This is a genomic window from Devosia sp. LjRoot16 (assembly GCF_964252795.1).
GTDB lineage: Bacteria > Pseudomonadota > Alphaproteobacteria > Rhizobiales > Devosiaceae > Devosia_A.
This window is the reverse complement of the sequence record NZ_CAXUPH020000002.1, coordinates 706283-731200: the sequence shown is the minus strand read 5'-3', so window position 1 is coordinate 731200 and position 24918 is coordinate 706283. Positions and strand designations below refer to the sequence as shown.

Here is a 24918-nt window from a genome sequence, read left to right as displayed (position 1 = left end):
GGTGAAGAGATGAGCACCATCGACACCAATGATCTCTCTCCGCCCGAGCGCTACGACCTGGGCAGTCACGGTCGCGAACTGATCCTCGACGCCCGCAACATTGCGGTCGATTTCAAGGTCGAAGGCGGTATCGTCAATGCCGTGCGCGATGTCTCGTTCCAGCTCCACAAGGGCGAGACTATCGCGCTGGTGGGGGAGAGCGGCTCCGGCAAGTCTGTCACCGCCCGTACCGTGATGCGCCTCCTCACCAGGCGCGCGACGATCAGCGGCAAGTCCCGCATTACGCTCGGCGGCAAGGACATCCTGAAGCTCCCCGATGCCGGGATGCGCAAGCTCCGCGGCAACGACATGTCGATGATCTTCCAGGAGCCGATGAGCTCGCTGAACCCGATCTACACCGTCGGTGCCCAGCTCTGCGAAATCCTCCACCTGCACAACCGCATCTCGGGTGCCGAAGCGATGAAGCGCGCCCGGCAACTGCTGGAGGATGTGCAGATCCCCGAGCCGGAAGCGCGGCTCCGCCAATATCCGCACCAGATGTCGGGCGGCCAGCGCCAGCGCGTCATGATCGCCATGGCGCTCGCCAACCGCCCCGACGTGCTGATCGCCGACGAGCCGACCACCGCGCTCGACGTCACCGTGCAGGCCCAGATCCTCAACCTCATCAAGGATCTGAAGTCGAAATACGGCATGGCGGTGATCCTCATCACCCACGATCTGACCATCGTCAAACGGTTCTCCGACTACGTCTATGTCATGCAGAACGGCAAGGTTCAGGAGCACAACACCACCGAGGCGCTGTTCGCCAATCCGCGCCACAGCTACACCCGGCATCTGCTCGCCTCCGAACCCAAGGGCTCGGCCAGGCCGATCGAGGCCAACTCGCCGACGGTGCTGGAGGGCAAGGACGTGAAGGTGGCCTTCACGCTGAAACGCGGCGGCTTCTTCAGCCCGGATTTCTTCGAGCTGGTTGCCGTCGACAAGCTGTCGCTGAACCTGAAGAAGCACGAGACCCTCGGCCTCGTCGGCGAGTCCGGCTCGGGCAAGACCACTTTTGGCCAGGCGCTGATCCGCCTGATCGGCAACCAGGGAGGCGAGATCCTGTTCGATGGCGAACGCATCGACACCAAGGACCGAAAAGCGATGCGGCCGTTGCGCAGCCGCATGCAGATCGTTTTCCAGGATCCGTTCGCCTCGCTGAACCCGCGCATGAGCGTGCGCCAGATCATCGAGGAAGGCCTGATCGTCAACGGTCTCGGCGGCAACTCCCGCGAGCGCGGTGACCGGGTCCGCCAGGCGCTGCGCGATGCCGGGCTGCCCGACACCATCCTCAACCGCTTCCCGCACGAGTTCTCGGGCGGCCAGCGCCAGCGCCTCGCCATCGCGCGCGCCATCGCACTCGAGCCTGAGTTCATCCTGCTGGACGAACCGACCTCGGCGCTCGACCTCTCGGTGCAGGCCCAGATCATCGAGCTGCTGCGCAAGCTCCAGGCGGAGAAGGGCCTGAGCTATCTGTTCATTTCGCACGACCTCAAGGTCGTCAAAGCCCTGTGCCACCGGGTGATGGTCATGCAATACGGCAAGATCGTCGAACAGGGGCCGGTCAGCGAGGTTCTTGAGAACCCCAAGACCGAATACACATCGCGGCTCGTCCGAGCCGCCTTCGAAATCGCGGCCTAAAGGCCCAGCCATACTAGCGGAGACATTTTGATGGCTAACCCCAAGATCACCTTCATCGGTGCCGGCTCGTCCGTGTTCATGAAGAACATCGTCGGCGACATCCTGCAGCGCGAGGCGCTCACCGGCGCCGAGATCCGCCTGATGGACATCAACCCGCAGCGCCTCGAAGAAAGCGCCATCATCGCCGGCAAGCTGGTGAACACCCTGGGCGTTCCCGCCACGGTGAAGACCTTCTCGAACCAGCGTGAAGCGCTTGATGGCACCAACTTCGTCGTCGTCTGCTTCCAGATCGGTGGCTACGAGCCCTCGACCGTCGTCGATTTCGAGGTGCCCAAGAAGTACAACCTGCGTCAGACCATCGCCGACACCCTGGGCGTCGGCGGCATCATGCGCGGCCTGCGCACCGTGCCGCATTTGTGGTCGATCTGCGAGGACATGCTGGAAGTCGCCCCCGAAGCGGTGATGCTGCAATACGTCAACCCGATGGCCATCAACACCTGGGCCATCGCCGAGAAGTACCCGACCATCAAGCAGGTCGGCCTCTGCCATTCGGTGCAGGGCACCGCCATGGAATTGGCCCACGATCTCGAGATCCCGTACTCCGAGATCCGCTACCGCTCGGCCGGCATCAATCACATGGCGTTCTATCTGAAGTTCGAGCATCGCCAGCCCGACGGGTCGTACCGCGATCTCTACCCGGACCTGGTTCGTGCCTACCGCGAGGGCAGGGCGCCCAAGCCGACCTGGAACCCGCGCTGCCCCAACAAGGTGCGCTACGAGATGCTGACTCGCCTCGGCTACTTCGTCACCGAGAGCTCCGAGCACTTCGCCGAGTACACTCCGTATTTCATCAAGGAAGGCCGCGAGGACATCATCGAGAAGTTCGGCATCCCGCTCGACGAGTACCCCAAGCGCTGTGTCGAGCAGATCGCCAAATGGAAGACCACTTCCGACGAGTACCGCAAGGCCAACACCATCGAGGTCAAGCAATCCAAGGAATACGCCTCCGAGATCGTCAACTCGGTCTGGACCGGTGAGCCGGGCGTCATCTACGGCAACGTGCGCAACAACGGCGTCATCACCAACCTGCCGCACAACGCCGCCGTCGAAGTGCCCTGCCTTGTCGATGCCTCAGGCATCCAGCCGACCTATATCGGCGACCTGCCGCCGCAGCTGACGGCGCTCATCCGCACCAATATCAACGTGCAGGAACTCACCGTCGCGGCGCTGATGACCGAGAACAAGGAGCACATCTACCACGCTGCGATGATGGATCCGCACACTGCTGCCGAGCTCGACCTCGAGCAGATCTGGAACCTCACCGACGACCTCCTCGCCGCCCACGGCGACTGGATCCCGGCCTGGGCCCGTCCCGCCAAGAAGCAGCGCGTCGCGTAAGGGCAAGCGCACCATCCCCTCCATGATCCTCCCCCGCGTGGCGGGGGAGGGGGACCAGCGAAGCTGGTGGAGGGGGCGGCCAATCCCACGGTCCGTCCCACAAACGACCTCTCCTCCCTGACCTGGCCCCGCGGCATCCCGCGGGGTTTCTTTTTTACCCCTCTCGGCTAATGGGAGGGCATGGCCACCCTGCTCAATCCCACTCCTGACGCCACCATGCTCAGCCGCGCGCTGGCGCGCTGGTCGCTGACGCGTCCGACCCTGATCGCCGAGACAGCGACCAGCCTGGTCTATCGCGTCGAGCGCACCGGCCAGCCGCCCGCCGTGCTGAAACTGCTGAAGCCCGGCAGCGGCGAGGACGAGCGCAACGGCGGCAGCCTCCTGGTCTGGTACGCCGGCAACGGCGCCGCCGCCATCTACGGCCTCGCCCGCGACGCCGTGCTGATGGAGCTGGCCGACGGCGAAACATTGGGCGACGTGGCTCGAGCTGGTCGTGACACCGAAGCCACCGAGATCCTTTGCGACACCGTCGAAAAGCTCCACGCCCGGCGCGATGCGGCCCCACCAGCCGACCTCACCCCGCTGCGCCAGCGCTTCGAAGCGCTGTTTCGGGTCGGCGCCGGCGCCTGGCCGCGCCAGGCCCGCGACCTCGTCGGCCGCGCCACTGGCATCGCCTACAACCTGTTCGACAGGCCGATGGACGCCATCCCGCTGCACGGTGACATCCACCACGACAACATCGTCTCCGGCGCCCGTGGCTGGGTCGCCATCGATCCCAAGGGCCTCGTCGGCGATCCCGCCTATGACTACGCCAACAGCTTCCTCAACCCCGAGGAGGGCGACGATTTCGTCATCAGCGCCCCGCGCGTCGCCCGCCACTCCCACGCTATCGCTGCCCGCACCGGCATCGCGCGACGCCACCTGCTCGCCTGGGCCTCGGTCCACGCCGCGCTCAGTGCTGCCTGGGACATCGAGGACGGTAACCCGGTGACCCAGCAGATCAGTATCCTGCCGCTGCTGCTCACCGCTTACGACACCGCCTGACGAGAAATCTGTTTCACGCCTGGCGCTGAACTCTCTGTTGCCTGCTGCATTCTCCTCTTTCGGGGGCGGCGATCCTTGCCGCCCCCTGGAGCAATCACCGCTTCGGTGATTGCTCGGAGTCCTTTGATTAGTCGCGCTTTCGAACCGGAAAAGTCTGCAACTTTTCCTGAAAGCGCTCCAACACCAGGGAGAACGGCCATGAAAGTCAGCGAATGCATGAGCACCGACGTCGAGCTTTGCTCGCCCGATGACACCATCCGCTCCGTTGCGCGTACCATGCGCGAGATCGACGCCGGTTCGATGCCGGTCGGCGAGAACGATCGCCTTGTCGGCATGATCACCGACCGCGACATCTGCATCCGCGCCGTGGCGGAGGGGATGGGTCCTGAAACGCGCGTCCGCCAGGTAATGAGCTCCAGCCCACGCTGGTGCTACGAGGATGAGGAACTCTCCGACGTCTCCGACCATATGGCCGAGTTCAAGATTCGCCGCCTGCCGGTCCTCAGCCGCGAAAAGCGCCTCATCGGCATGATCTCGCTGGGCGATGTCGCTCTCGCCGACAGCGGTCGCGCCAGCGCCCACGCCTTGCACGAAATCTCCGAACCCGGCGGGATGCACAGCCAGCACTAGGGTGACTGAAGCAGACGGCCCCCTCCCGGCCTCCCCCACAAGGGGGGAGGTGAAGAGTCGAGGTCATGGCGCGATTGTGCCAAGTGAACCAGCGGAGCACCTCACCCCTGGGAGGGGGCCGTCTCTATCGGCTAGCCGCCCCGAAACACTCCCGGCGCGGCCCCGGTCAGCTTCTCGAACGCATGGTTGAACGCCGCCTGATCGAAATACCCCAGCCGGTGTGCCAGCTCGGTGAGCGGTTCCGCCCCTCCGGCGTTCAGTGCCTCGACCGCCTCCAGCATGCGATATCTGTCGATCACCCATTTGGGCGACACCCCGACATACTCGTCGAACAATCTTTGCAGTGCCCTGAGCCCCAGCCCGAACGCTTCGGCGAGCTCGCCAGCAGACACGAGCTCCAGGTTCGCCTCGGCAAACGTCACGATCCGCCGTGCCAGCCCGACCTTCTCGTCCGGTTCCGGCAACTGCGCCTGAATCAGTGCCTCCATCCGCTCGGCCATGGCGACGGGGTCGTTGAGCCCGGTGAATTCCTCCTGCATAGCGGCCGAAGTCCGCGAGAACACCGTCTCCACCGGCAGCCACGTGTCGCTCAGCGCACTCACCGCGCGCCCAAAGAACGGCCGGAACGCGCCCGGCCAGAACTTCGTTGCGAACACCCGGCCTGAACCGGTGAGTGTTGTCTCGAACACCCCGGTGGCCGCGCCGAAGATGCCGGTCTCACCCCGCGAGTCGATCACCAGGTGCTGGTTGGGGTGGCTAAGGTTGCGCTGGGTGTACGGCGGGCGGTCACCGAGGTCGTAGAGGATCATCCAGTGGTGCTCGACCCAATCGGCGAGGTCATCCGAAGGCTCGAACCGCGTCAGTTCGAAATGCTCGAAGCTGGTCCGCTTGTGCAGCAACCCGCGCGCCGGCTTCACCGCCGGATCGATTGGCCTGGGATCACTCTGTCGCATCAGTCAGCGCACGCCGCCCATCGCAGACGCACGCACCAGGTGGTGCTGCACGAACTCAGTCCGCTCCACCAGGAACGCATCATCCTCCGGATAGTACTGCGCCCGCTGGTAATCCTCGCCGGCAAAGCGCTTCACCGCCGCGAGGTCGGTCCACCAGCTCAGCGTCGTGATGGTGCTGAGCCCGTCGGCCTCGGCGCTGGTGAGAATCTGGAAGCCGAGGTTGCCGTCGGTGGCGGCGTAGTGGGCGGCTCCCGTCTCCTCGATATAGGCCACGTAGCGCGCTTCGTCCGCGGTCCGGATACGGGCCGACCATTGGCGCAGGATCATCGGCTCAACTCCTCTGTCGCGAAACTACAATTCCACATGGCGTCACTCCGCTAGCTTCCCCCTCCAAGCAAGGAGAACCCCAATGAAGACCGCCAAGGGCACGATTCTGCATAACAACTGGGACGAAAAACCCTACCACGAAGCCGCCCCGCTGAAATCGAGCGAGGCAAAGATCGATATCGTCATGCACGGCGCCATCGAAGCCGCCGGCCCCGGCCGCTACCTGATGCAATACCCCACCGCCGAGACCTGCCACTATGCCGGCTACCTGGTCATGGACGGCACGCTCGACGGCAAATCCGGGCAGTTCATCATCTACGAAGTCGGCGACTGGACCAACGGCGTCGCCGCCAGCAAGTGGCAGATCGTCGAGGGCTCCGGCACCGGCGAACTGAAGGGTATCACGGGGCAGGGCAGCTACTCAGCCCAGCACGATAAGACCGTGCACTACGAACTGAACTATGAGTTGAAGTAGCCGCGGTCTCCCCCACCCACCGGCTGTCATCCCAGCGAAAGCTGGGACCCATCTATCCGCCAGCGCAGGGGGTGAACCGGACGAGGGCGGAGCCCTCGCCGTGGGGTCCCAGCTTTCGCTGGGATGACACCGAGTTTGGGGCGTTGTCTGGTGGCAAATACGCCGTTGGGTCCTGCACCAGGGCAATGCACTGGACGAAACGGACAACCTCAACCCATCCCCCGCACCAGCTCCAGGAACTCCGCATGCCCCAGCGCCTTGCTGGCGGCCTGCTTGTATTCCTTCACCAGCCCGGCATGGGTCTCGCGCGCGAATTTTCTGAGCTTCGGATCGCGCGCCATCTCTGCCTTGGCCACCGCGGGATCGAGCAGCCCAAGCCCGTCCAGCACCGGATAATGCAGCTGCGTTTCCACATGCGGCAGCCCGAACAGATAGTCCGCAAAGTGCTCGCGCCGCGGCATTGCGGTTTTCCACCGCTCCAGCCGCTGCTTTGTCTCGGGGTGAATCCGGTGCTCCCGCACCTCGCGCCAGAACGGCGTATCGTCCCGTTCCGTCATGTAATGGGTGTTCACGAAGGTGCGGAAATCGTCGACCTGCCGTCCGACGCGGCGGTTGTAGTCGTCCCGCAACGGCAGCCCCATCTGGGCGGGATCGCGCAGATATTGCCCGGCGAACATCATCATCTGCACGATCGTGCCGTGGATCGAGGTCGATTCCAGCGGCTCGAGAAAGCTCGAGCTCAACCCCACCGCCACCACGTTGTTGATCCACGCCTTCTCGAGCCGCCCGATCTTGAACTGGATATCGCCGCGTACCTCGATCTTGCGCCCCAGCACCCGTTCCACCTCGGCATGCGCCTCGTCGGGGGTACGGAACTCATCGGAGTAGACGTAACCGCAGCCATAGCGGTACTGCGTCGGGATCTGCCACATCCAACCCGCTTCCTGCGCCCAGGCACGGGTGTAATTGGCGATCTCCTCGCCCGGCTCCACCGGCAGCCAGAAGGGCAGGGCCCGGTTCACCGGCAGTTCGTGCTGGTACGAAATCCACGGCGCCTGCATCTCGCCGACGATCAGGCGCTTGCGGAACCCGGTCGCGTCGATGAAGAAATCGCCCTCGAGTTTCTGTCCGTCTTCGAACACCAGCGCCGTGACGTCGCCCGTCTCGCCGTTCCGCTCCACTCCCGTCAACACGTTGTCGACGATCTCGACGCCCTGAGATTTCTCCTTCAGAAACTTGCCCACCAGCGACTGGTCGAAGTGATAGGCCGGCAGGAACGGTCCGAGCGGGATCAGTGACCCGTCGGCCTTCTTCGTCCACGGCGCCTTCTTCTGCTTCAGCAGCGGACCGAACAGATGCATGTCCTGCACCGGCTCGTTCACCGACACCGCATAGACGTTGAGATAGTCCGACGGCGCCCCCGGCGGTGGCCGCACTACCGCATGCGGGTCATCGATCGGCCCGTAATAGGTAAAACCCTTCCGCCGCCAGTCCTCGTGCCGGATACCCAGCTTGTAGGTGGCCTCGGTCTTCCTGAAGAACTCGAAGATATCGATGCCGAAATGCGTCAGGAACACGTGGAACGCCGCGGTCGTCGCCTCGCCCACCCCCACTGTCGGGATTTTGGACGACTCCACCACGCTGAGCTTCGCATCGAGCTTCAGCCGCTTGATCGAGTCCTGGATGATGAAGGCGGCGATCCACCCAGCGGTGCCGCCCCCCACGATAACGAAATGCGGTTGCCCCGCCATGATCCCAGTTCTCCCTCACCGGGAGGAAACGCGATGTAGGGCAGGGCGGCAAGGGGCGAACGACGAGGGAAAGTCCGGAAAGCTAAGGTCCGGATCCGGCGCAGCATCAAGTCGTTACGGTGGCTGGTGAAGTCCTTCGATCAGGCTGCCCTCGTTCTCGACCGCTACCGGCACGCAAAACGACAACCAAACGGTCGCGGCGAAGAGACAAACGCCGATCACTACAAGTCCTGCGATGAATATCGTGCGCCCATGTCTGTATTCGGCGGGCGTTCGACTGCCGTGCGTCATAGTCCCCTCAGCGGGCACTGGAGCATGGAGCCGAAAGCTCCGTCAAATCACAGTATTTTGCAGAAAACGACTACAGCCGATAGACCCGCTCGGCGTTGCCTGAGAACAGCTTCTCCTGCTCAGCCTGGCTCGCGCCGGCGACGATCTCCCGGCTCGCGTTCACCCATTTGGTCAGATCGGCGAACAGCGTCACTACCGGATGGTCGCTGCCCCACACCACACGATCCCAGCCAAAGGTCTCGATGACGAACTCGACATACGGTCGGAGCTGGTCGACCGTCCAGGTGTCGTCGACATTGGCGAGGATGCCCGAAACCTTGCACACCACGTTCGGCAGTTCGGCGATCCGTTCCATCCGCGTCGTCCAGCTCTCCCATTCGCGCTCGGCGATTTTGGGGTTGCCGCAGTGATCGAGCACGAACTGTGTCTGAGGGCACGCTTCGATCAGCGGCGGCGCCAGCATCAGCTCATGCGACTTCACGCAGATGTCGAAGTTCATGTCGTAGCGCGGCAAGAGCCGGATGTTGTCGATGAAGGTCTGCGTCTGGCTCAACTCGGCAGGCTGTCCCTGCAGCAACCGTCGGATGCCTTTTACCCGCCCCAGCTCTCGCATCTTTTCGAGATGCCGTTCGAAATCCGCATGCTCCGGTCTCCCGTTGGCGATCGCCCCGATAACTCGGTCGAGCCCAAGCACGAACTCCGTTTCCGCCGCGATCTCGGGCTCGGCGACATCCACCTCCATATGCAGCGCCGCCTCGATCCCGAGCGGTGCTGCCTCGGCCCAGTAGCTTTCCACATGCCAGGGCTTGTTGATCGCCGGCGCGCCGCCCAACCACGGATAGGAGAACCTGTCGGGATAGATCAGGTGCAGGTGCGTATCGACAATGCGCATGAAATCAGCCGTTTGAAGTGAGAATCCGAGCTGAGAAGTTAGCCTGCCGGGACCCGGCGCGACAGGCCAGTCTTTCGGCTAAAGCTTCACCGCCAGCCCGCTCCGGATGCTTTCGTCCGCCGCAATGCAGATCCTGAGCGATTGCACCGCGTCATTCATGTGCCGGCTGAGGTCGATATCCTCGATGATGGCGCGATATACATAGTCCTGCTCCCTGGCACAGAGCGCATCGTGGTGTGGCTCGCCCTGCATCGAAATGTACTCGTCGGCATTGGCGAAGCTCCCGTCCGTCGTGAGCGCCGCCCGGTGCACCCGAATCTGGTCGGTCCGCGTGTGCGTATCGAGATCATCCGATCTGGCGCCCGGGTCCATGACGATCGACACCGCGCCGTTCGGCGTCATCACGTCCTTGATGAAGAAGGCGTTCTCCGAAACCATCGGTCCCCACGCCGCCTCGTACCAGCCGCGCGAACCGTCCTCGAACAACACTTGCAGCGCACCGTAATTGTACATGTCCGGGGCGATCTCATCGGAGAGCCGCACCCCCATGCCGCGCACCTCGACCGGCCTCGCATCGGTGATCTGGCACATCACATCGACATAGTGCACGCCGCAGTCGACGATCGGCGACGTCGTCTCCATCAGTGTCTTGTGCGTCTGCCAGTTGGCACCGCTCGATTGCTGGTTGAGGTTCAAGCGGAATGCATATGGACCCCCGAGCTTGCGCGCTTCCTCGATGAAGCGGATCCAGCTCGGGTGGTGCCTCAGGATGTAGCCCACGACCAGCTTCCGCCCATTGGCCCTGGCCGCCGCGACCACCCGCTCAGCATCGGCCACGGTCATCGCCAGCGGCTTTTCGACGAACACGTGCGCGCCCTGTTCCAGCGCCATCACCGCGTAGTCGGCATGCGTATCGGTGTAGGTGTTGATCGACACCAGGTCCGGCTTCAGCTGCCGCAGCGCCGCTTGATAGTCGGCCAGCACCTGGTAGCCAGCGAGTTCCGGCTCGAGCTTCGGGGCCCGCCGGTTCACCAGCCCGACGATCTCGAATCCCGGGTGCCGGTGATAGGCCAGCGCGTGGCTCCGCCCCATATTGCCCAGGCCCGCCACAAGTACACGAACGCTCATTCAAACTGCTCCAAGTCCTGATCTCCCCGGCCAAGCCGGGCAACGTTTGGTCGGGCCTGCAATCATGCCCAGGAGTCATTCCCGCAAAAACGGGAACCTCTGTTCTCGGCGCGCGCTGCAAACCGCGACCCCCGCTTTCGCGCGGATGACCCTGCGGGCAACTCGGCGGTAGCCCGCTCATGTGCCCGACGAACCTGTGGCCCTGTCCAGCCTGGCATTCAGCTCGATCGCGGCGGCTTCGAGCCGCTCGGCCGAGCCCTCTGCAAACGCCGCCGGCAAGCCATAATATCGGTGCGCCTCGAGCACCTCGTAGCCGCCGAACGGATATTCGGATGCCGGCGGAATATACCCGGGCACGCCATCGGCAAAGCTGTTGACGAAGTGCACGCGCGCCGCATCGCCGCGCACGTTCAGCGCCGATTGCGCAAACATCTCCCCCGGCAGGAAGCTCAACCGGACCCCGGCCCAGTCGAGCACCGTCACCTTGCCGGTCCACGGCGCAGCCGGCCGCAGCGCGACGGTCCCGGCCCAGTCCGCCCAGCACTCATAGAGCGTCGCCCAGGCCGGGTCCGACTCGGCCGCCTTGGCTCGCCACTCGGCCGCCAGCACGGGCAGGGGCGCCGTCTCGTTCCGTTCGAGATCGAGCGTCACCGCTGCGGCCGCAGCGGCAACGCCGCCAGCCAACGGCCTGAGCCTTGCTGTCGAAGCGCTCGCAGCGATGCGTCGGCCCAGCCGTTCAGCCTCGGCATAGGTGCGATCTGCGGTGGGGACCGTGCTGATCGACGAATGCGGCGAGTGTCCCGTGCTGATGTCACCCGCGCAGCCGGTCAGGAACACCGCGACGATCCCGGGGGAGGCGGCCTCCAGTGCCTCGCGCACATAGTGCGGGAAGTCGGCGGTGTACTGCCGATTGTAAGCTGCCAGCACCACCGGATGGCAGGCGTGTGCTGTGAGGACGGCGATCGGCTTGCCATCGACACCGTCGATCCGCAGCACCGGCACGGTGGGGTCGATGACCCCGCCGTCGTGCCGCCGGTTGAAGGCGATCCCGGGATTGTCGCCCAGGCCGGCCGAAAGGATTGCTGGCCGCTGCACCGCCACCGCCCGGTCGATCGCCTCGACGCACCCGTCTTCCAGCCGCGTCAGAAAGTCGGCGTCGAACGCCGTGCCACCGCGACCAGCCATGCTCACTGGTCCACCATGCGTGTGCGTGGCGATCACTGCCACCCTGTCGTCGGGTAGTGCGCAACGCGAGCGAATCCGCGCGCAGCTCTCCTCGTGCAGGCCGATCACATCGGCGACGACGATGGCCGTATCACCCACGACAATGGCCCGCGCCGTCAGCGCATCGTGGCTACCGGTCGCCGGTTGCGTGCGGGCTGCGTAGCCGGACATCATCAGCCCGGCCGGCGGCGTGATATCGACGATCGAGGCTCCCGCCAGCAGCGGCGATAGTTCCGGCATTCCGACCACACTCCGATCGAGTTCCCACGGGTTCGGCATTAATGCCAAAAACATACCACTTGTCGAGAAGCCTCACGCATAACCCGCCGCCGGCAACCCCGCGTGGGACCGATCTCATAGCAAGTCGGGGACATCAGCGCAGAAACCGCTTGGTCAATGGTCTTTTATTGGTATTATGGGATGAATGTGGGACGACACCCGCGCCGGGCCGATTTGCCCGGTGGTTTGGTCCGGGACAGACAATTTGACCAGCGAGCTTTTCAGCGCCGAAGCCATCATCCTGCCGCAGGGTGGTCCGCTCTATCTGCAGCTGAAACGCTGGATCGAAGACGCGGTAGCGCGTGGCGCCATCAAGCCCGGCGATGCGCTTCCCTCCGAGCGTGACCTTGCCGCCAAGGTCGAGGTCTCCCGTGTCACGGTGCGCAAGGCCGTGCAGCATCTGGTGCGCGACGGCCTGCTGATACAACGCCATGGCTCGGGCACCTTTGTTGCCCCACAGCAGAGCCGGGTGGAGCAATCACTGAGCCAGCTCACCTCCTTCACCGAGGATATGGCGCGCCGCGGCATGGCCGTGCGCGCCATCTGGCTCGATCGCGGCATCTACGATCCATCGCCTGATGAGACGGTGATTCTGGGCCTCTCGCCTGGTGATCGCGTCGCCCGCGTGGCGCGCCTCCGCCTCTCCGGCGATATGCCGCTGGCCATCGAGCGCGCGGCTTTGTCCGCCGAGACCTTGCCGGATCCGGGTTCCGTGGGCTCGTCGCTCTACTCGCATCTCGACAAGACCGGCAACCGACCGGTGCGCGCTATTCAGCGCATCCGCGCCGCCAATCTCGAGGAGAACGATGCCCGTCTCCTCGAAATCCCCGTGGGCGCCGCCGCGCTCCATATCGAGCGCATCGCCTACCTGCCTTCGGGCAAGGTCGTCGAACTGACTCGCTCGGTCTACCGCGGCGACACCTATGATTTTGTCGCCGAGCTCAGAGTCGGCGAAGCTGCCCGCAAATGATCGCAAACCGTGAGTGATGCCGTGACCACAGCCGCCAACGCCAGCTACATGCGCCAGGAAGTCGAAGAGACCCCATCGGCGATCGCCCGCTTGCTTTCGGAGGGCAAGGCCGACTTCGCGGCCGCCGGCAAGGCGCTCCGCGCCGCCGACCCCACCGCCATCGTCACCATCGCACGCGGCTCCTCCGACCACGCTTCGTCGTTCCTCAAGTACTCCATCGAGCTCCTCGCCGGCGTGCCGGTCGCCTCGGTCGGCCCCTCGGTCTACTCGATCTATGGCCGCGAGCTGAAGCTCAAGGGCACTGCGGCAATCGCCATCTCCCAGTCAGGCAAAAGCCCCGACATCGTCGGCATGACGCAGTCGGCTAAAAAGAATGGCGCGCTGACCTTCGCGCTGACCAACACCCCGGACTCGCCGCTTGCCCAGGCTTCCGACCAGACCATCGCGCTCCGCTCCGGCGAGGAGAAGTCGGTGGCTGCCACCAAGACCTTCGTCGCCTCGGTCGTCGCCGGCCTCGGCCTTGTCGGAAACTGGTTGGAAGACAAGGCGCTGCTGGCCGCTCTGGAATCGCTTCCTGAGGTGCTCGAAGAGGCCGTGCACTGCGACTGGTCGCCGCTGCTCGGTGCGCTCGACAAGCACCAGTCGCTCTATGTCCTCGGTCGTGGCCCGGCGCTCGCCATCGCCAACGAGGCGGCGCTGAAGTTCAAGGAAACCTGCGGCATCCATGCCGAGGCCTACAGCGCTGCCGAGGTCATCCACGGCCCGGCCCGCATTGTCGAGCATCACTTCCCGGTGCTCGCACTCGCTGCCCGCGACGCCGCCGAAGCCTCAGTTGCCGAAGTCGCCGAACGGCTGGCCGGGCAGGGCGCGCGCGTCTTCATCACCTCGGTCAATGCCCAGAGCGCCGAACGCCTGCCGTTCGCCGCCTCCGGCCACGCCATCACCGACGCCCTGGCGCTGATCGTCAGCTTCTACGGCTTCGTCGAAGCCCTCAGCCGTCGCCGCGGCTTCGACCCGGACCGCCCGCCGCACCTCAAGAAGGTGACGGAGACCATATGACCCGAAGCACCAGTGGGGGCTGACCCCCACCCTTGATCCCTCCCCCTCAACAGGGGGAGGGAGACGACGACCTCGGTATTAGTGAGAGCGTCTCCCTCCCCCTGTTGACGGGGAGGGGACAGGGGTGGGGGTCAGCCTGCTCCGGCTCTCAAGGCTCGCACCTGCAGGAGCAAAGCACATGACTACCAAACAAGCCTTCACCGGAGCCCGCATCTTCGACGGCGCCGAATGGCACGACCGCATGGCGCTGGTCGTTGCTGACGGCAAGGTTGAGGGCCTCATCGCCGCGGATTCACCCGCCGATGCCATTCGCGTTCCGGCCGACGGCGCCATGATCGTTCCCGGCTTTCTCGACTTGCAGGTCAATGGCGCCGGCGGCGCGCTGCTCAATGATACGCCGACGCTCGATGCCATCCGCACCATCTGCGCGACCCTGACCCAGTTTGGCTGCACCGCCTGCCTGCCGACCCTGATCACCGATACGGTACCCAAGAACGAGGCCGTCATCGCCGCCGGCGCCACGGCGGTGGAGCAGCACGTCCCCGGCTTCCTCGGTCTCCACCTCGAAGGCCCCCACCTCTCCATCGCCCGCAAGGGCGCCCACGATCCGGCGCTGATCCGTCCAATGGACGAAGCCGACCTGCAGCGGCTCCTCGCCGCCAAACGCGCACTCCCGACTCTCCTCATTACTGTCGCCGCCGAAACCGTTGGCCCGGAACAGATTTCCCGCCTCGCCGCGGCAGGCATCATTGTCAGCATCGGCCACTCCGATGCGAGCTACGTCCAGGTTGCAGCTGCCGCGGCAGCCGGCGCCTCGATGGCCACCCACCTGTTCAACGCCCAGAGCCAGATCGGTAATCGCGAGCCGGGCGTCGTCGGCGCCGTGCTCGACCTGCCGGGCCTCGATGCCGGCCTCATCGCCGACGGCATTCACGTCCATCCGACCTCGATCGGCATCGCACTCCGCGCCAAGCGTGGCCCAGGCCAGGTTTTCCTCGTCTCCGACGCCATGTCGATCACCGGCACCGACTGGACTGAGTTCGAGCTCACCGGCCGCACCGTCTACAGGAAGGATGGCGCCCTGCGCCTCGCCGACGGCACCCTCGCCGGCGCCGACCTCGCGATGATCGACGCCATCCGCTACGTCCACCAGACCATCGGCGTGCCGCTCGACGAGGCCCTGCGCATGGCGAGCCTTTATCCGGCCCGCGCCATCCACGCCGAAGCCGACCGCGGCCACCTCAGCAAAGGCGCCCGCGGCGACTTCGCGGTCCTGAGCGACGACCTGAAGGTGCGCTCGACTTGGATAGGTGGTGAAAAGGTGTTCGGGGCCTGAGGTCGAGTGTGATCCTCCCCCGCGCTGCGGGGGAGGGCCGCGTTCGGCAGGACTGGGATTTACCCCCGGCCGATATACGGCATCGTCGTGGCCATCACCGTCATGAACTGCACGTTCGCCTCGAGCGGCAACCCGCTCATGTAGAGAATCGCGTCCACCACGTGCTGCACGTCGAAGGTCGGTTCCGGCTCCATCGTGCCGTTGGCCTGCAGTGACCCAGTGGTCATCCTGGCGGTCATGTCGGTGGCGGTGTTGCCGATGTCGATCTGCCCGCAGGCAATGCTGAAGGCCCGTCCATCCAGCGAGATCGCCTTGGTCAGCCCGGTGATCGCGTGCTTGGTGGCGGTGTAGGCCGCCGCGCCCGGCCGCGGCACGTAAGCCGAGATCGAGCCATTGTTGATGATCCGGCCACCCTGCGGCGTCTGGTCCCGCATCGCCCGGAATGCCTCGCGCGCCACATAGAATGCGCCGTTGAGGTTCACATCCACCATGCCCTGCCAGGTCCCGATATCGGTGTCGCCGAAGCTCGCCTGCGGTGCAAACCGGCCGGCATTGTTGAACACCACGTCCACCCGGCCGAGCTTCGCCTTCAGGTCGGTGAAGTAGCGGTGCACGGCTGCGGGGTCGGTGACATCGCAAACCCCACTATACTGCGCCGAACTCAGCCGCGCTGTCTCCTTGAGCTCGACCTCGCGTCGCCCCAGAATCGCCACGCGATACCCGGCCTTGCCCAGCCCGATTGCCGTTGCGCGCCCGATACCCGAGGTCGCGCCGGTCACCACCGCCACCTTGCCGTCTGTCATTTTCCGCTTTCCCGCCCTTTGTTGCCGTCATATGGACGAGGACTTGCGGCATAGGCAAGGCAGCCATTAGCAAGAGACGCATGTCCCCTTCCCGTCGAGTTCCCCACATGCAACCGCAAGGCCGGACGGTGGAGAGCCTGCTGCAGCGCGGCATCGAGCTTCACCAGGCTGGGCGCGGAACAGAGGCAGCAGGCTTGTACCAGCAGATTCTGCGCCTCGACGGCGGGCACCCTGCAGCCAACCACCTGTTCGGGCTCACGCTGATGCAGCAGGGAGAACCGACCGCCGCCATCCGTCACATCGCCGTGGCGCTCAAGACCGAGCCCTCCAACCCGCAATACCTCGCCAATATGGGGGTGGCGCTGAGCAGCGCCGGTCGCAACGACGAAGCGGTGGAAGTGCTGCAACGCGCCGTGGCCATTCAGCCGGCATCGGCGGAAACCTATTCGAATCTCGGCATGGCCAACCGCTCACTGGGGCGGTTCAACGAGGCCGCCGATGCCTATCGGCATGCTGCCGAGATTAGGCCGACCGAGCCTGCCTTCCACTTCAGGCTGGCCAGCATGCTCCGTCAGGGGGGGGACCATTTCGCGGCGGAAGCATCCTATCGCAAGGCGATCGAGCTGCGGCCCGGCTATGCCGAGGCCTATGATCGGCTTGCCTTCATGCTGATCGACCAAGGGCGCGCGGCGGAGGCGCTGGAGCTGCTCGACAGGGGATTGGCTGTCCTTCCCGAAGAGGCCACCCTTCACATGCAGCGCGCGCGCTCACTCTATGCGGGTGGCGCGATAAACGAGGCGATCGCCGGGTTCGACCGCGCCCTCACCCTGCGGCCGACATATGGCGAGGCACACCTGCAGCGCGCCACCTCGGTGCGCCACCGGGCGCGCGATGGCGCAGTCGCGGCAATGGAGGGCGTGTTCCGGTCAGAGCATGTCGATATCGTCGACCGGATCTTTGCCGGCTTTGCCTTGGGCAAGGCTCTGGCCGACATTGGAGATCATTCCGGATCCATCGCCGCATTCATCGAGGCGAACCGCATGCAGCGGCAACGCGTCACCTTCTCGCTGAACCGCGAGGCCGACCTCCTGAAGTCGGAGCTGGAGCGCTTTCGTGATGCTGATGAGATGCTGCTGAGCGGCGCCTCGTCAGCGGCGAACCCGGTCTTCATCGTTGGCCTGCCGCGGTCAGGCAAAAGCACGCTGGAACTGATCCTCGCCTCACATCCGGCTTTCGCGGGCGCTGGAGAGCTGCCGACCATGGGCAGGCTGGTGCGTGAACTGCTTCGGGAAACCGGCGGGCTCCCATTGTCGGCGATACCGGCCAATCGTTTCGCTGCGCTTGGACGCGCCTACATGGAAGAAGCTCAGCGGCTGATTCCCGACGGCAAGCGCGTCATCGACACCATGCCATCGAACTATCACTACCTGGGCTTCATCCGCCTCGCCCTGCCCAATGCCCGGATCATTCACTGCGTGCGGCCGCCCGCCGAGCATCGCGTCGCCATATTCGAGAAGTTCCTCACCGGCGCCGGGTTCGAGTACTCGAACGAGCTGGGCGAGCTGCGCGGCTACCATTCGGCGTATTCGCAGCTGATGAGCGATTGGCACACGCGCTTCCCGGGGTTTATTCGCGACCTCGACGTCGGTGCCCTGATGTCCGATCGGCGGGCCCCGATGGCGAGCTTGCTGCAGTTCCTGGGGGCCGATTGGGATGAGGCGTGCCTTGCGCCGGCCCAATCGGAGCCGCAGCAGGGGGATTGGTCGAGCGCCGAGCGCGCCGCCAATCACTCGGCCCACATGGCGGCGTGGCGAGAGGTTCACCCCGAACTCTGGGCCTGACGCCGAGCACGCGACGTCCGGCACGGTCCTTCCGGGGGACTCGGGTTGCAAGTGTTAACGGCCCGTTTCCAAACCTGTGCCGAATTTGCAACAGCCGGTCTGCAACCACCTTGGCGCTGCCGCAATTCAGCCATTCTACGATTGCGCCTCCCGAACTCCTGCGTAGAGTGGGTCTTGCGAATCCATGCATGGGATCGTTTGTCGGTCGCAAACGCGACGGCAACACACACAAAAGTGTGGTCGCGTTTCGACAAGCCGCCGGGCAACTGGCAAAACGAATGACTGACTTTGGAGGTCAATAATGAAAATCAGGAGCCTTCTTCTGGGTTCTGTGGCGGCAGCGGGTCTCTCGACCGGCGGCGCTTTCGCGGCCGATCTCGGCGTTCTGACGTCGCTTGACGTTTGCGACGCTCTGGGCCTGTCGGGTCTGACGATCTCGTCCGACACCAACTGCCTGCAGATCACCGGCGAAGTGAAGTACAAGTTTAGCTGGGGCGACTTCGACAACGAGTCGTTCGGCGTCGCTACTCCGGCCGACGGTGGCATCGCCTGGATCGGCGGCGGTGACGGCGCTCTTCCGGGCACCGACGACAATCTGGACTGGCGCTCGCGCTTTGACGCCTGGATCAAGTTCGTCGCGACTGCTGACTCTGACTTCGGTCCCGCTAAGGCGGTCCTGAAGCTGAAGCAGGTGACCGACGCTCGTGTCGATAACGAAGGCGTGCGCTACTACGGCGGTTCGACCACCGGTGACGGCGGCTACATCCTCGACGGTAACGGCGACCCGGTCGTCGACGTGAACGGCGACTGGACTTACTCCGGCCCCGGTTCGGTCGTTCTTGACGAAGCTTATGTCTCGATCGGTGACTCGACCGTGATCATGGCGGGCAAGAAGGGCTCGATCATGAACAAGGGCGACGACGAGCCCCTGACGTGGCTTGACCTCTTCAACTCGGAAGACGTCGATCGTGGCGTCAGCTGGGGGCCGCTCGGCGGCGATACCGATGGCCTCGATGACGGTGGCATGGTCATCCAGGTCACGTCTGACCTTGGCAACGGCTTCACGATCAGCGCTGGTCTTGAGAAGCTCGACAACCAGCAGGCGGATCCCGTCGCCCCGCTCTATGGTGCTGGCACCGCTGTTGGCGTGATTGCTTACGCTGGTGAAGGCATCTCGGCCCACATCACCGGCGCTGCCGCTGGCGTGCTGGACGGCGAAGTCGAAGCTTGGGGCGTCCATGCTGGCTTTGCCGGTACGTTCGACAACTTCAAGGTCGTTCTGGCTGGTGCTTTTGGTCACGACGATGTTGCCCCGGTCACCGACTACTGGAACGTCCTCGCGTCGGCTTCGGCCACCTTCGATATGTTCACCCTCGCGGCGGCCTTCGAAGCTGTTGACAACGGTGTCGACACCGATCTTGGTGCCGGTGCGTCTGCGAGCTTCGCGGTCACCGAAGGCGTCACCGTCAATGTCGGCGGCCGTTGGTACCAGCAGAACATCGCTGGCCTTGGCGATGCTTGGCAGGTTGCGGCGGGCGTTTCGGCTGCCGTCACCGAGTCGATCACTGTCACCGGCGAACTCGGCTTTGTCGACAACGGCTCCGACGATCTGATCTACGGTTCGGCCAAGCTGGCTTGGGCTCCGGGCGGTGGTTACACTTCCTCGATCAAGGGCACGGTTACCTCCGAGACCCTCGGTGCGGACGTGGGCTACAAGCTCGAGACCGAGTTCAAGAAGACCTTCGAGTAAGCCTTACGGCCCAATCGGATTGGAAAGGCCCGGCGTCAGCCGGGCCTTTCTCTATTTCAGGGGGCATTCACGAAGCTGTCAGGCTTCGTTCATTTGGCCTCATTTATCCGTTCACTTGGACATTCTGAAATTGTCAGTGGCGTTGACGCACTTCTCCGATTCAGTGTTTGGCGCTATGGCTCGTCGTCGGCATGGCGTCGGCAGAGTTCTTGTTTCGGGGGCGGCATGAGCGGCATCTTCCTGCGCTGGGGTGTACCAGCCTTCGTCACGGTCATCGGCGGCACCGTCGCCGCCGTGGCGACGAGCGGCAGCGCCATCCCGCCGGATCTTGCGAGCCGCACCAGCGCCGTTATCGCCGGTCCCGAGTTCGAGTGGGCGAAGCTCAGTTTCGACATGCGCGACGCCACGATCACCGGCACCGCCACCACGCAATCGATGATCGACGAGGCTGTCGCAAAAGTCGCAGCCGTGCACGGCGTCCGCAGCGTGACCTCGAAAGTGGTGCTCGCCGAATATGTCAGTCCATTCCCGTTCATCGCCACCATCGAGGGCGGCGTACTTACGCTCTCCGGCGGCCTTCCCGACGAGGAGGCACGCGCCGAGATCCTTGATATCGCCGGGGAGGGGGCGCGCGACGAAACGCGGCTGATGTCAGGGGCGCCCAACCGGGCGAACTGGCTCGCCGCCGTCGATTATGCGCTGGGCTATGCCAGGCAACTCGATGAGGGCGAAGTCGCACTTGCCGATCTGAAGCTGACGATCTCGGGGCGGGCCAAATCGCCTGATGCTTATGCCTCGCTCGCCGACACCGGCGCGGCGGCTGTTCCTGCCGCTGTGACGGTGGCTTACCGAGAAGTGCAGCCGGCGCTGGTTTCGCCGTTCGAATGGCGTGCCGAGTACGATGGGCGGAAGCTGACGCTGTCCGGCGCCACCCCGAGCGAAACGCTGGTTGGCGAGCTCGAGTCGCTGGCGCCCGCCGGGACGAACGTTTCCACGAGCCTCGTGCTCGCATCCGGGGCGCCGAGCGAGTTTGCCGTATCCGCCAAACTACTGTTGCAAAATCTCCTGAAATTGGAAAGCGGTAGCGCAACAATCTCTGATAGTACGTCAACCCTGGCCGGCTCGCCGGCGGACGCCGCTACAGCCGAATCCGTCCGTGTCGCGATGACGCCGTCCGGTGCCGCCGTGACGCTCGGGCCGCCGCTCGTCGGTGAGTATTGGCTGAGCGCCGAGCGAGGCGCGAACGGGATCGTCCTCGACGGTTTCGTCCCCGATGCAGCGCTCCGCGATCGTCTCGAGGCGCTCGACAATGTCGATGCCGCCGGACTCGAGCTTGGCCGTGGCGCGCCGGAGCGCTTCGAATCCGGCATTGATTTCGTGCTCGAGGCGCTGCGCCGGATGAGCGAGGGCCACGCCACCATCCAGGGAACGGTGATCACCGTCGACGGGCGCGCCGCCACGGTGGCCGACTTCGCTGCCATCGAGACGCGCTTGGAGCTTGGTGCGCCGCAGGGGCTCATTCTCGCCAGCACGACGGTGAAGCCGCCCTTGGCGACGCCCTTCACCTTTGCCGCCGAGAAGACCGCCACTGGCCAGTTCTCGCTCTCGGGCTACGTGCCCGGCGCGGCAGTGCGCAAGGCCCTGGTTGCGGGGCTGCCGGCGGTCGCAAGCGACACCACCGTCATCGCCGACGGCAACCCGGCAGATTTCGAAGCGGCTGCGCTCAAGGCGCTCGGGGTGTTGCAGTTGCTCGATAGCGGCAAGGTCAGCTATGACGGCGCCAGCTGGAGCCTCAATGGTGCGGTTGACACGCCGCAGGAAGCCTTCGCCGCTGAATCCGCTTTTGCCGCCACCGGTTTGCGGACCGCCGGCTGGACCTACAGCGTCAGCCTGCCGGGTGCCGCCGAAACGGCAGCGCTGCCGGTTGTTGATCCCTATATCTGGCGGGCGCAGAAGTCGGCCAATGGCAGGATTGCCTTCACCGGCTTCCTGCCGACGGAACAGTTGAAGCGCTACCTCGCAGGGCATGCCGGCGCCAACGTCGTCGATGGAACCGCTCTCGGCGCCGGGGCGCCCGAAGGCTTCATCCCGGCGGCCATCGGCGGTCTCGATGCACTTCTGGGGCTCGACGAAGGCACGCTGGCGCTCTCGGCTGGAAGCTGGTCGCTGACCGGCAAGCTGCCGACCACCACCGGCCGCTACGAGCTCGAAACCGCCCTGCGCACCGCAACCGACACCTCCGCCTGGCATGTCGCGATCCAGGCCGGCGATGCGGCGCCGGTCGTCACGCCGTTCGTCTGGTCGGCGGTAAAGGCCGCTGATGGGAGCTTCGCACTCTCCGGCTATGTGCCGACCGAGGAGGTTCGCCGCTTTGCAGCGGTGCGCGCCGGCAAGGTCAGCAGCGACACCACGCTGGTCGGCTCGGGCGAGCCGCAGGGCTTCATCGCCGACTCGCTGGCCGGCCTCGATGCATTGCTGAAGCTCGAAAGCGGTGAGGTGAAGTACGACGGCAAAGCCTGGTCCATCGCCGGCCAGCCGCTCACCCCAGCCGACGCCGACGCCGCGCGGGCGGCAGTCGCGACGGCGTCGGATGGCGGCGCGGCGTGGATTGAAGCCTTGGCCGAGCCGACACAGGCCGCGCCAGAGCCCGCACCCGCTACGGTGGAAACGGCCGAACCGGCCACAACCGAGCTCGTGCCTGCTGAGCCGGCGGCATTGGAGCCGGAACCCGCGACAGCCGCGACGGAGCCAGCCGAAGAAGCGGTGCCGGCAGCCGAGGCCACTCCCGCAGTTGAGGCGCCTCCCGCAGCCGAGACCGCGCCCGCTGAGCAGGAGGTCGCGGTGGTCGAACCGCAGCCGGCGGTTGAGCCTCAGCCTGAGCCAGCAACACCGGTGGTCCGCAACTATCTGTTCGATGCCAAGAAGTCGCTCGGCGGTCCGATCACCTTCTCGGGCGCGGTGCCGGCAGAGCCGATGCGGCGGCATCTGGCGGTCATCGCCGGTGGCGAGCCGGCGGAGGCCCTGACCATCAGCCCCGACCTGCCTGACGATTTCGTCACCAATGCCGATGCCGGCAGCCGTGCGCTGGCCTTGCTGGCGGATGGCGAGTTCGGGCTCGATGGCGACCGCTGGGTGTTCGCCGGCCGGGCTGAGACCGAGGAGGCCAAGCAGGCGGCGCTCACCGCGCTGGCAGCGGTTCCGACGCTAGATCAGTGGGAAACCAGCGTCACGTTGCTGCCGCCGCTGGATGTCTGCCGCGACAAAGTGACGGCGTTTGCGGCCCGCAACGCTATCGTCTTCCAGTCCGGCAGCGCCCGGATCGCCGATGAATCGGTTCCGGCGATCGACGAGTTGGCTGGCTACCTGGGGCTATGCCCTGAAGCGACGGTCAACGTCGAAGGACACACCGACGCCGACGGCGAGGATGAGGCCAACCTGGCCCTATCGGTGTCGCGCGCCGAGGCTGTCGTCGATGCGCTGATCCTGCGCGGCATCGGACCCGAGCGGCTCTATGCCATCGGCTATGGCGAGAGCCTGCCGGTCGCCAGCAACGAGACTCGCGCCGGCAAGCAGGCCAACCGCCGCATCGTCTTTACCCTCGCCGACGAGTAGCGAACGCATATGACCCTGGATTCTCTGATCTATCTGCTCGAGGTCTACTGGCCGTTCGTTTTGGCTGCGGGAGCAATCGGTCTCGTTACCGGCTGGCTCTCCGTTCGCGCTCGGAAGGGTTGAGGTCGCAGATGCTGAACCCTGCGCACATCCTCGAAATCGCGCTGCTTTTGCTGGTGGCGTTCCTCTCCGGCGCAGTTGTTGGCGCGCTCGCCCGTCTGGCGGCCTCTCGCCTGATGCCGACCAAAGCGCCGGCGTCGTCGCCGGTCGCGGTTGTCGAGCCGGCAAAGCCGGAAGGGGCCTCAGCCTTGGTCGCGGCCCCGGTCATTAGCGAAGTGGTGAAAACACCAACACCGGTCGCGCCGGCCGACGTCCCGGCCCTCGATTTCACCGAAGCGCTGCTGGCGCTGGCGGGCGACAAGCCGGGTAGCCCCGCGAGCAAGATCCAGATGCCGAGTATTGCGCCGCTGCCCGCGGTTGCCGTGACCAAAACGGCCGAGCCAATGCGGCCGGCCCGAGTGGCAGGGGAGACCACGTCGGGCCACGTCGTGGCGCATCCGCGCAGCTCCGCCGTGCCGGTTCGCGTCGTCACGCTGGAGGGGGCCAGCGCCGAAGTCATTCCGTTCCCGCTCGAAAAGCTTGCCGTAGAAAGTCTGGAGCCGGCGGCCGTCGTTGCTGCGGTCCCCATGCCGGCGGCTGAACCAGCCTCTCCCGTTGTGGCCGGGCCGCCGGCGGTGAAGTCCGAGCCGGTCGTCGAGGTGGAGGTCGCGCCTCCCGTCGAAGCAGAGGCACAGCCCGATGCAGCGACGGCGGTCGAGGCAGAGACGGCTGCTTCCCTCGAGCTCCCTGCCGCTGACGCCGAGGCGGACGCTGCTGCGGCGAACGCGCCCCTTGAACAGCCGCCTGCCGCGGTTGCTGAGATCGCCCAGCCGGCGGCGTCGCCGTTGCTGGAAGAGGTGGCCGTCGCTCCGGAACCCATCACCCCGGCCGCGCCCGAGACCAGCGCCGAAGATGATGAGGCCGCTGCCATGCGGGCCATTGAGGGCAACTGGTCGCCGCGTCGCGCTGCATCGCCGCGGACCCGCAGGGTGGACCTACCGGAAGTTTCAGCCGAGGCTATCGTTGTGGACTCGCTTGCCGCCGTCACGTCCGCCACCGAGGCCGCCAACCCGGGGGCGACGGCTGAGCCCGTCGAGGCCCCCGGCAGGCCCGTGGGTATTGCCGCGCCGCGGCTTGGCGTGAAGGACGATCTCACGCACGTCATCGGCATCCTGCCGATCATTGAGACGGCGCTGAACCGGCTTGGCCTCTATCACTTCGATCAGATCGCCGAACTGACCGACGACAATGCCGGCTGGATCGAGAACCACCTCGGCATCGCCGGCCGGATCGCGCGGGAGCACTGGCGGGAGCAGGCGCGCGGGCTTGCCCCGGCGACGGTCGAGACGAAGAAGGCGGCGGGCCAGCAGTAGAGA

General features: G+C 65.3%; 19 protein-coding genes. 12 read left to right on the top strand and 7 right to left on the bottom strand.

The window, feature by feature from the left end; all coding sequences use genetic code 11:
- Nucleotides 1-9 precede the first annotated feature (9 nt).
- The 4 genes from ACSQ23_RS13995 (at nt 10) to ACSQ23_RS13980 (ending at nt 4752) form a co-directional block, all read left to right on the top strand.
- On the top strand, nt 10-1680 hold the full coding sequence (locus ACSQ23_RS13995; protein WP_082533307.1) for an ABC transporter ATP-binding protein: 1671 nt from the start codon (nt 10-12) through the stop codon (nt 1678-1680).
- 27 nt (nt 1681-1707) lie between these two features.
- Complete coding sequence (locus ACSQ23_RS13990; protein ID WP_156384582.1) at nt 1708-3078, top strand: alpha-glucosidase/alpha-galactosidase; 1371 nt, start codon at nt 1708-1710, stop codon at nt 3076-3078.
- Nucleotides 3079-3258: 180 nt separating this feature from the next.
- Entirely contained in the window at nt 3259-4122 is an 864-nt protein-coding gene (locus ACSQ23_RS13985; protein WP_436090979.1) for an aminoglycoside phosphotransferase family protein, read from the top strand.
- A 198-nt stretch (nt 4123-4320) separates the two neighbouring features.
- Nucleotides 4321-4752 carry a CBS domain-containing protein gene (locus tag ACSQ23_RS13980; protein WP_055879036.1) on the top strand — a complete coding sequence of 144 codons (432 nt, stop codon included), beginning with the start codon at nt 4321-4323 and terminating at the stop codon, nt 4750-4752.
- A gap of 131 nt (nt 4753-4883) precedes the next feature.
- Here the strand turns inward: ACSQ23_RS13980 and ACSQ23_RS13975 are convergent, their stop codons facing one another.
- Nucleotides 4884-5705 (bottom strand): AraC family transcriptional regulator, encoded by an 822-nt coding sequence (locus ACSQ23_RS13975; RefSeq protein ID WP_436090978.1) that lies wholly within the window; start codon nt 5703-5705, stop codon nt 4884-4886.
- Nucleotides 5706-5708: 3 nt separating this feature from the next.
- Nucleotides 5709-6032, bottom strand: a complete 324-nt coding sequence (locus ACSQ23_RS13970; RefSeq protein WP_436090977.1) for a hypothetical protein — start codon at nt 6030-6032, stop codon at nt 5709-5711.
- A gap of 82 nt (nt 6033-6114) precedes the next feature.
- On the opposite strand from ACSQ23_RS13970, the gene ACSQ23_RS13965 reads away from it, so the two are divergent.
- Nucleotides 6115-6507, top strand: coding sequence for a DUF3224 domain-containing protein (locus ACSQ23_RS13965; protein WP_436090976.1), 393 nt, complete (start codon nt 6115-6117; stop codon nt 6505-6507).
- A 209-nt stretch (nt 6508-6716) separates the two neighbouring features.
- On the opposite strand, the gene ACSQ23_RS13960 is transcribed toward ACSQ23_RS13965, so the two are convergent.
- From ACSQ23_RS13960 to ACSQ23_RS13945, 4 genes are all read right to left on the bottom strand, one after another.
- Nucleotides 6717-8258: a tryptophan halogenase family protein gene (locus tag ACSQ23_RS13960; protein ID WP_436090975.1), complete on the bottom strand. Its 1542-nt coding sequence runs from the start codon at nt 8256-8258 to the stop codon at nt 6717-6719.
- A gap of 361 nt (nt 8259-8619) precedes the next feature.
- Nucleotides 8620-9441 (bottom strand): amidohydrolase family protein, encoded by an 822-nt coding sequence (locus ACSQ23_RS13955; protein WP_436090974.1) that lies wholly within the window; start codon nt 9439-9441, stop codon nt 8620-8622.
- A gap of 78 nt (nt 9442-9519) precedes the next feature.
- A complete protein-coding gene (locus ACSQ23_RS13950) occupies nt 9520-10569 on the bottom strand; it encodes a Gfo/Idh/MocA family protein (RefSeq protein WP_436090973.1) in 1050 nt (349 codons plus the stop codon).
- A gap of 177 nt (nt 10570-10746) precedes the next feature.
- The gene (locus tag ACSQ23_RS13945) at nt 10747-12033 is read right to left on the bottom strand and encodes a neutral/alkaline non-lysosomal ceramidase N-terminal domain-containing protein (protein ID WP_055879015.1); all 1287 of its coding nucleotides are present in this window, start codon (nt 12031-12033) and stop codon (nt 10747-10749) included.
- Nucleotides 12034-12277: 244 nt separating this feature from the next.
- On the opposite strand from ACSQ23_RS13945, the gene ACSQ23_RS13940 reads away from it, so the two are divergent.
- The 3 genes from ACSQ23_RS13940 (at nt 12278) to nagA (ending at nt 15437) form a co-directional block, all read left to right on the top strand.
- Complete coding sequence (locus ACSQ23_RS13940; protein WP_436090972.1) at nt 12278-13042, top strand: GntR family transcriptional regulator; 765 nt, start codon at nt 12278-12280, stop codon at nt 13040-13042.
- A 48-nt stretch (nt 13043-13090) separates the two neighbouring features.
- A complete protein-coding gene (locus tag ACSQ23_RS13935) occupies nt 13091-14101 on the top strand; it encodes an SIS domain-containing protein (RefSeq protein WP_055998053.1) in 1011 nt (336 codons plus the stop codon).
- Between the two features lie 178 nt (nt 14102-14279).
- Entirely contained in the window at nt 14280-15437 is a 1158-nt protein-coding gene (gene nagA / locus ACSQ23_RS13930) for an N-acetylglucosamine-6-phosphate deacetylase (RefSeq protein WP_436090971.1), read from the top strand.
- A 59-nt stretch (nt 15438-15496) separates the two neighbouring features.
- On the opposite strand, the gene ACSQ23_RS13925 is transcribed toward nagA, so the two are convergent.
- The gene (locus ACSQ23_RS13925; protein ID WP_055879008.1) at nt 15497-16240 is read right to left on the bottom strand and encodes an SDR family oxidoreductase; all 744 of its coding nucleotides are present in this window, start codon (nt 16238-16240) and stop codon (nt 15497-15499) included.
- Between the two features lie 107 nt (nt 16241-16347).
- Between ACSQ23_RS13925 and ACSQ23_RS13920 the strand changes: the two genes are divergently transcribed.
- The 4 genes from ACSQ23_RS13920 (at nt 16348) to ACSQ23_RS13905 (ending at nt 24915) form a co-directional block, all read left to right on the top strand.
- A complete protein-coding gene (locus ACSQ23_RS13920) occupies nt 16348-18081 on the top strand; it encodes a tetratricopeptide repeat-containing sulfotransferase family protein (protein ID WP_436090970.1) in 1734 nt (577 codons plus the stop codon).
- Nucleotides 18082-18382: 301 nt separating this feature from the next.
- Entirely contained in the window at nt 18383-19831 is a 1449-nt protein-coding gene (locus ACSQ23_RS13915; RefSeq protein WP_436090969.1) for a hypothetical protein, read from the top strand.
- A 225-nt stretch (nt 19832-20056) separates the two neighbouring features.
- Nucleotides 20057-23443 carry an OmpA family protein gene (locus ACSQ23_RS13910; protein WP_436090968.1) on the top strand — a complete coding sequence of 1129 codons (3387 nt, stop codon included), beginning with the start codon at nt 20057-20059 and terminating at the stop codon, nt 23441-23443.
- Between the two features lie 131 nt (nt 23444-23574).
- Complete coding sequence (locus ACSQ23_RS13905) at nt 23575-24915, top strand: hypothetical protein (RefSeq protein ID WP_436090967.1); 1341 nt, start codon at nt 23575-23577, stop codon at nt 24913-24915.
- Nucleotides 24916-24918: the final 3 nt, after the last annotated feature.

Coding starts and splice junctions, on each gene's coding strand:
- ACSQ23_RS13980 (WP_055879036.1), top strand. CDS start 4,321: ATGAAAGTCAGCGAATGCATGAGCACCGACGTCGAGCTTTGCTCGCCC.
- ACSQ23_RS13960 (WP_436090975.1), bottom strand. CDS start 8,258: ATGGCGGGGCAACCGCATTTCGTTATCGTGGGGGGCGGCACCGCTGGG.
- ACSQ23_RS13945 (WP_055879015.1), bottom strand. CDS start 12,033: ATGCCGGAACTATCGCCGCTGCTGGCGGGAGCCTCGATCGTCGATATC.
- ACSQ23_RS13905 (WP_436090967.1), top strand. CDS start 23,575: ATGCTGAACCCTGCGCACATCCTCGAAATCGCGCTGCTTTTGCTGGTG.
- ACSQ23_RS13935 (WP_055998053.1), top strand. CDS start 13,091: ATGCGCCAGGAAGTCGAAGAGACCCCATCGGCGATCGCCCGCTTGCTT.
- nagA (WP_436090971.1), top strand. CDS start 14,280: ATGACTACCAAACAAGCCTTCACCGGAGCCCGCATCTTCGACGGCGCC.
- ACSQ23_RS13950 (WP_436090973.1), bottom strand. CDS start 10,569: ATGAGCGTTCGTGTACTTGTGGCGGGCCTGGGCAATATGGGGCGGAGC.
- ACSQ23_RS13910 (WP_436090968.1), top strand. CDS start 20,057: ATGAGCGGCATCTTCCTGCGCTGGGGTGTACCAGCCTTCGTCACGGTC.
- ACSQ23_RS13975 (WP_436090978.1), bottom strand. CDS start 5,705: ATGCGACAGAGTGATCCCAGGCCAATCGATCCGGCGGTGAAGCCGGCG.
- ACSQ23_RS13915 (WP_436090969.1), top strand. CDS start 18,383: ATGAAAATCAGGAGCCTTCTTCTGGGTTCTGTGGCGGCAGCGGGTCTC.
- ACSQ23_RS13920 (WP_436090970.1), top strand. CDS start 16,348: ATGCAACCGCAAGGCCGGACGGTGGAGAGCCTGCTGCAGCGCGGCATC.
- ACSQ23_RS13925 (WP_055879008.1), bottom strand. CDS start 16,240: ATGACAGACGGCAAGGTGGCGGTGGTGACCGGCGCGACCTCGGGTATC.
- ACSQ23_RS13985 (WP_436090979.1), top strand. CDS start 3,259: ATGGCCACCCTGCTCAATCCCACTCCTGACGCCACCATGCTCAGCCGC.
- ACSQ23_RS13995 (WP_082533307.1), top strand. CDS start 10: ATGAGCACCATCGACACCAATGATCTCTCTCCGCCCGAGCGCTACGAC.
- ACSQ23_RS13970 (WP_436090977.1), bottom strand. CDS start 6,032: ATGATCCTGCGCCAATGGTCGGCCCGTATCCGGACCGCGGACGAAGCG.
- ACSQ23_RS13965 (WP_436090976.1), top strand. CDS start 6,115: ATGAAGACCGCCAAGGGCACGATTCTGCATAACAACTGGGACGAAAAA.
- ACSQ23_RS13955 (WP_436090974.1), bottom strand. CDS start 9,441: ATGCGCATTGTCGATACGCACCTGCACCTGATCTATCCCGACAGGTTC.